The sequence below is a fragment of the Methylobacterium sp. B1 genome, assembly GCF_000333255.1.
GTDB classification, from domain to species: Bacteria; Pseudomonadota; Alphaproteobacteria; order Rhizobiales; family Beijerinckiaceae; genus Methylobacterium; species Methylobacterium fujisawaense.
In genome coordinates this window covers 35315-41574 of sequence record NZ_BACT01000245.1, presented here as the reverse complement: position 1 = coordinate 41574, position 6260 = coordinate 35315, and the positions used below count along the sequence as shown (strand labels likewise).

Genomic DNA, 6260 nt, shown 5'->3' with positions numbered 1-6260 from the left:
AAACAGGGCCACATCCCCGGCACAGCTTGCATCGATCGTCGCGGTGCCGGATGCGGGCTGCGGCCCTGCGCTGTCCCGTGACCGATCCGTATCCGAGACCTGTTCGTGATCTTCATCCACCAGCCCGCCATTGGCGCCGGAGCCACGCTGCTTGAACGCCGCGTCATCGATCTCCAGGACACGATCCCCGAAGATACCGTCTGGCTCGACCTGATCCGCCCGAGCCGCGAGGAGGAGCTGAAGGTCGAGGCCTTCGCCGGCATCGAGGTGCCGACCCGCGAGGAGATGAAGGACATCGAGCCCTCGGAGCTGCTCTACGTGGAAGACGGCGCCCGCTACATGACCGGGCGCGTGCTCTCGAAGGTCAGCGATGCCGAGGAGCCGGGGCTCGCCGGCATCACCTTCATCCTGCGCGGCAACCGGCTCGTCACCGTGCGCCACGAGGAGCCGCAGGCCTTCCGCATGTACACGCAGCGCGCCGGGCGCTCGATGGGCAACGGCAGCGCGTCGGCCACCTCGGGCGAGACCATCCTGGCCGGGCTGATCGAGGCGGTGATCGACCGGGCCGCCGACGTGCTCCAGCTCCAGGGCGAACGCATCGACCGCCTGTCGGGCAAGATCTTCGAAGTGCAGGAGGATCCGTCCGCCCGCAACACCGCCCTCCAGGACACGTTACGCGCCCTCGGCCGGCACGGCGATCTCATCTCCAAGCAGCGGGAGAGCCTCGTCTCCATGGAGCGTATTCTGCTCTCGCTGTCGGCGACCTACCGGACCAACAAGGCCCCGCGCGATCTGCGCGAGGATGTCCGTTCCACCCTGCGGGATCTTCAATCCCTCGAGGAGCACGCCACCTTCCTGTCCACGAAAATTCAATTTTTGCTCGACGCAACACTCGGTCTTGTCAATCTTGAACAGAACAACATCATCAAGCTGTTTTCGGTCATGGCGGTCGTCTTCATGCCGCCGACGCTGATCGCGTCGATCTATGGCATGAATTTTAAAGCCATACCCGAACTAGATTTCTCATTCGGATACCCGATGGCGCTGGTCATGATGGTCGTCGCAGCGGTATTCCCTTACTTTTTCTTTCGCTGGAAGAAGTGGCTTTAACGGCAAAGTCTGCTTCAGGACCGGAAAAATATTAAGGTCTCTGCGGGAGCATGGTGAGACCTGCAGGCGCGGCATGGCCGCGATGACGGAACCTCCCATGCGTTTCTCCCTCAAGACGGTTCTCGCCGGTGCGATCGGCCTGCTTGCCCTCGCCGCCGTCGGCCAGGGCATCGCCAGTGTCGTGAGCCTGTCGGAGATCGAGCGCAACGCCGCGGCGATCTCCCAGCAGGCCCTGCCCACGCAGAACCAGGCCGAGGCCATCGGAACGGCCGTGCGGGACGCCCGCCTGCGGCTCTACCGCCTCGCGGTGGCCTCGCCCGACGCGGCAGCCCTGGACAAGAACCAGACCGCGCTCACCGACACCCTCGGCGAGCTTTCCGGCCTCCGTCAGGCTTACCAGGAGCGCCTGACGGGTCCCCAGGACCGGGAGATCTACGAGCGCTTCACCAATGCCTGGAACGCCTACCAGAACGTCCAGCTGCAAGTGGTCGAGCTGACGATCGCAGGCGATCAGCCGGGCGCGCTCGCGCTGGTGCTGGACCCCGCGACGGGTGCGCAGAACGATGCCGCGGTGGCGAGCCTGACCGAGTCCATCGCCTCTGCCCGGGCACAGACCGCGGCCAATGTCGCCGTGACCGTGCAGGCGGCGACGCGCGCCAAGCTGATCGCGATGGCCGCCACCGTGGTGGGCCTCGTGGTCGCCGCCGCCGCGATGCTGTTCGCCCTGTTCGGGATCGCGCGCCCGATCGAGCGCATGACCGGGGCGATGGGCCGCCTCGCCCAGGGCGACGAGAGCGTGCCGGTCCCGCACACCGGGCGCCGCGACGAGATCGGCGCGATGGCGGCGGCCGTACAGGTCTTCAAGGACAACCTGATCCACACCCGCGCCCTGGAGCGGGAGACGGCCCAGGCCCGGGAGGGCGCCGAGGCGCAGCGCCGGCGGGCCGTTCACGCCATGGCCGAGTCCTTCGAGGCCGCGGTCGGCGGCGTGCTGACGCGGGTGGCGGACGCCGCCCTCGGCCTGCGGGCCGAGGCCGAGGCGATGACCAGCACGGCCACGCACACGGCCGAGCGCTCGGCCACGGTGGCGGGGGCCGCGCAGGAGGCCGCCCAGCATGTCGGCACCGTCGCGGCGGCCGCGGAGGAACTCGGCGCCTCGGTGCAGGAGATCGGCCGCCAGGTGGACGGGTCTGCCGAACTCGCCCGGAGCGCGGTGGTCCAGGCCGGCGCCACCGCCGGCCTCGTACAGGACTTGAGCACGGCGGCGGGCCGGATCGGCGATGTCGTGCGCCTCATCACCGACATTGCAGGCCAGACGAACCTGCTGGCGCTCAACGCCACGATCGAGGCGGCCCGCGCCGGCGATGCGGGACGCGGCTTCGCGGTGGTCGCCAGCGAGGTGAAGCAGCTCGCCGCCCAGACCGCCAAGGCCACCGAGGAGATTGCCGGTCAGGTCGGCCGGATCCAGGGCGCCACCGGACAGACCGTGGATGCCATCGACGGCATCGCATCCCGCATCCGCGAGATCGACGGCGTGGCGACCTCGATCGCGGCCGCCGTCGAGCAGCAGGGCGCGGCGACCCGGGAGATCGCCCGGAACGTCGCCGAGGCCGCATCCGGAACCAGCGCGGTCACCGGGACGATCGACGCAGTGGCGCGGGCGGCCGACGACACGGGCTCGGCCGCTACACGGATGCTCGCCTCGGCGACAAGCCTCTCGGAAGAGACCGCCGAGCTGCGGCGGGAGATCGACGGCTTCCTGCACACCGTGCGCGCGGCCTGACGCTCAGCCGGGGCTCGACAGCTTCATCAGGACGAGCCCGGACCCGATCAGGCCGGCCGCGAGGATCCGGCTGGCGCTCGCCTGCTCGCCGAGCACAGCGATGCCGACCAGGAAGGCGCCGACTGCGCCGATGCCGGTCCAGATCGTGTAGGCGGTTCCCAGGGGCAACGTGCGCATCGCCAGCGCCAGGAAGCCGACACTGCCGGCCATCGACACGGCCATGATCGCGGTCGGCCACAAGCGCGTGAAGCCGTCCGACTGCTTCATCGCGTAGGCCCAGACGACCTCGAGTACGCCCGCGATGACGAGAGAGATCCAGGCCATGGCGGCCCTCCTGAAAGGGCCGGGCCGTCCCGGACTTGTGCCCCGTTAACCGGAGGGAGGACGTGGCCTCGCGCGGGATCAGCTAAGGTTTACGGGGGACGGCGGCAAGGGCGCCGCACGGGCCCGATCCACGGACCTTATCCTGAGGTGACCGCGAAGCGGGCCTGGAAGGCGGCCTCCCGGAAGCGCGCCGCCCGGTGGCGGTCTCGTTCGAGACCAAAGCTGCGCTCCGGCACCTCGGGACGAGGGCGCGGGTCGGATGACCCGAACCGACGCCCCGTCACGCCACCGCAGCCAGGTGCTTCACCTCGGCCCGCGCCACAACCTTGCCCACGGGCGGCGCCTTGCAGGTCTCAGCCTCGGGGGCCAGGACCGGCGGCTGCACCCAGCGGCCGGCGTCGAGGTCCGCGATCCGGCTGTTGATCTCGCGGATGACGTAGCGCGAGAACGGGTAGACGTGCAGGTAGATCACCATGTTGGTGACCACCGCCTCCAGGGCGGCCGGATTGCGCCGGGCGGTCTCCAGGAACACGCTCCAGAAGTGCTTGGCGAGCTCGGGACGGCGCACGGTCATCCGCCAGCACACGCGCAGCAGCGAATAGAGATCGTGGGCGATGTGGCGCCAGTTCAGCTTCTGAGCGGCGAATTTCGGCCGCTTCACCTGCCGCGCGACCACCCGGACCCGGTCGAAGAAGTTCGGCGGGTCGTAGATCTCCTGGAGGACGTCGCGGTAATCGGCCAGCACGTCGCGCTGCGGACGCAGGGTCACGAAGTTGATGCCCTGCGTGCACTGGTCGCCCTGGTCGGCCGTGGTCGCCGCGTAGTTCTCGTAGAGGCGGCCCTCCTTGCGCAGGCGGCGCGAGAGCTGCGTGTTCGGCAGCGCGAAGAGCAGGCCGACCATGGCGATCGGGATGCCGGTCTGGCTGATGCACAGCGACATCGCCTTGCTGATGCTGTCCTTCTCGGTGTCGAAGCCGACGATGAAGCCGGCCGTGACGAACATGCCGTGCTCGTAGAGCTTGTGCACGCTGTCGGCGATCGAGCGCTTGGTGTTCTGCTTCTTCTGCGTCTGGATCAGCGTCGCCTCGTCGGGCGTCTCGATCCCGGTGAACAGGGCGAAGAAGTTCGCGTCCCGCATCATCCCGAGCAGCTCGTCGTCGTCGGCGAGGTTCAGCGAGGCCTCGGTGGAGAACTTGAACGGGTAGCCGTGATCCTCCTGCCACTTGATCAGGTGCGGCAGGAACAGCTTGATGGCCTTCTTGTTGCCGATCAGGTTGTCGTCGACGAAATCGACATGGCCGCGGTAGCCGAGGCCGTAGAGCCGGTCGAGCTCCGCCAGCATCTGCGGCGTGGTCTTGGTCCGCGGGGCGCGGCCGTAGAGCTCGATGATGTCGCAGAACTCGCAGGTGAACGGGCAGCCGCGGGAGAACTGGACGCCGATGTAGAGGTAGTGGCTGAAGGTCAGCAGGTCGAAGCGCGGGATCGGGCTCGTGGTGACGTCGGCCTTGAACTTCTCGGCCGTGAGCCGGCCGCGGCGCTCGCCGGCCTCCCAGGCGGCCACGAACTTGTCGAGGATGCCCTCGGCCTCGCCCAGCACCAGGAAGTCGGCCTTGTCGTAGACCTCGGGCGTCGAGGTCGGCGCGGGGCCGCCCACGCAGACCGGGGTGCCGAGCGCCACGCAGCGGTCGATGACCACGAGGCAATCCGGCTCCTGGGGGAGCATGCCGCCGGTCATCACGAGGTCGGCGGCGCGGATCTGCTCGTCGGTCAGCTCCTCGCAATTGCGGTTGACGAGCGACACCTGCCAGGCCGGCGGCAGCATCGCGGCCAGCGTGATGAGGCCGAGCGGCGGCGCGGGCGCGCGGGCGCCCTGCAGCTCCATGGCCTCTTTGAAGTTCCACATGGAGTTTTCGTAGAACTTCGGGAACACCATCAGCACGCGCGGGGCCGTGTTCGCTTCCGACATGCCAGTTTCCCTCGTCCACACATACCCGGCCCCGCCGGCTCCAGACGGAACCGGGTGCAGGATCGCCCCCTGACCTGCGGGTCAATTAAGGCCGTTTTTCGCTCCCGCAGCAATCGGCACCGCCAATCCCGACAGGACGCCGGACCGAACGCCGAAAATCGCCCCACCGGGGAGCGTTGAGGCTTGTTTGGCCCGTCCGTCGGGAGCGTGCGCCGGTTCCACGACACGCCCGACAAGGGCCCGTCACGGCCCGACCCGGAACCGCTCCGGCTGCGTCCCGTCGGCGTCCGTGAAGCCGTAGATCCGGGCGAGGTCGCCGGCATGCAGCACCGCACCGGCCCGGGCGGCGATATCCGGATCTGCCGCCAGCGCCGCCAGCGCCCGGCCGGCGTAGAGCGGGCTCTCGGTGGCGTGCACCTCCTGGCCGAGATCGCGCGCCCGCTCGGTGGCGACGAAGCCCGGTGAGAGGCCGAGGGCGGTGACGCCGTGGGGCGCGAGTTCGCGGGCGAAGGCCAGGGTCAGCCGGTTGGTGGCGGCCTTGGCGGAATCGTAGAACACGTCACCGAGGTAATCCTCGGTCCCGAAGGAGACGAGCGCCAGCAGCCCGGTCCGCGCCGCCACCAGGGCGGGGGCGACCGCGCGGGCGAGCAGCAGCGCCGGCAGCGGCCCGGCTTCGAGCAACCCGAGATACGGCTCGGCCGAGCGGCGCCAGAACGGCGTGCCCCATCCGGCCCCGTCCGGGTAGCGCTCGCCGTCATAGCCCTCGTTGCCGCTCCACACGCTGCAGGCCACGACGTCGATCCGACCGAACCGGCGCAGGGTCCAGTGGACCAGCGCGTCGGTGGCGCGCTCGGAGCGGTGGTCGCAGAGGTAATGGTGACCCCGCCCTCCGGCCGCGTCGACCATGCGGGCGGTGTCCTCGATCGCCTCCGGGCGCATCTCGGTGCGCGGGCCGGTCTCGCTGGAGCGCGCCGTGACGATCACCGTGGCCCCGGCCTCTCCCAGCGCGCGGGCGAGCCCCCGGCCGACGCCCCGCGACGCGCCCGCCACGAGGCAGATCTTCCGGGAGAGGTCGGG

Annotated in this window: 5 protein-coding genes; 2 read left to right on the top strand and 3 right to left on the bottom strand. The window is 69.5% G+C overall.

The features are described from left to right. Nucleotides 1–105 precede the first annotated feature (105 nt). Both I53_RS06985 and I53_RS06980 read left to right on the top strand, forming a co-directional pair. Complete coding sequence (locus I53_RS06985; protein WP_043348324.1) at nucleotides 106–1110, top strand: magnesium transporter CorA family protein; 1005 nt, start codon at nucleotides 106–108, stop codon at nucleotides 1108–1110. A 97-nt stretch (nucleotides 1111–1207) separates the two neighbouring features. Further along, entirely contained in the window at nucleotides 1208–2893 is a 1686-nt protein-coding gene (locus I53_RS06980; protein WP_043348322.1) for a methyl-accepting chemotaxis protein, read from the top strand. Nucleotides 2894–2896: 3 nt separating this feature from the next. Here the strand turns inward: I53_RS06980 and I53_RS06975 are convergent, their stop codons facing one another. The 3 genes from I53_RS06975 to I53_RS06965 form a co-directional block, all read right to left on the bottom strand. Further along, nucleotides 2897–3217, bottom strand: a complete 321-nt coding sequence (locus I53_RS06975; RefSeq protein ID WP_043348319.1) for a multidrug efflux SMR transporter — start codon at nucleotides 3215–3217, stop codon at nucleotides 2897–2899. Nucleotides 3218–3497: 280 nt separating this feature from the next. Further along, nucleotides 3498–5183, bottom strand: a complete 1686-nt coding sequence (locus I53_RS06970; RefSeq protein ID WP_043348316.1) for a B12-binding domain-containing radical SAM protein — start codon at nucleotides 5181–5183, stop codon at nucleotides 3498–3500. 243 nt (nucleotides 5184–5426) lie between these two features. Further along, nucleotides 5427–6233 carry an SDR family NAD(P)-dependent oxidoreductase gene (locus I53_RS06965; protein WP_043348313.1) on the bottom strand — a complete coding sequence of 269 codons (807 nt, stop codon included), beginning with the start codon at nucleotides 6231–6233 and terminating at the stop codon, nucleotides 5427–5429. Between the last annotated feature and the right edge of the window lie 27 nt (nucleotides 6234–6260).

What these genes read in the sequence shown, in the direction of transcription:
- I53_RS06980 (WP_043348322.1), top strand. Translation starts at nt 1,208, where the DNA reads ATGCGTTTCTCCCTCAAGACGGTTCTCGCCGGTGCGATCGGCCTGCTT.
- I53_RS06975 (WP_043348319.1), bottom strand. Translation starts at nt 3,217, where the DNA reads ATGGCCTGGATCTCTCTCGTCATCGCGGGCGTACTCGAGGTCGTCTGG.
- I53_RS06970 (WP_043348316.1), bottom strand. Translation starts at nt 5,183, where the DNA reads ATGTCGGAAGCGAACACGGCCCCGCGCGTGCTGATGGTGTTCCCGAAG.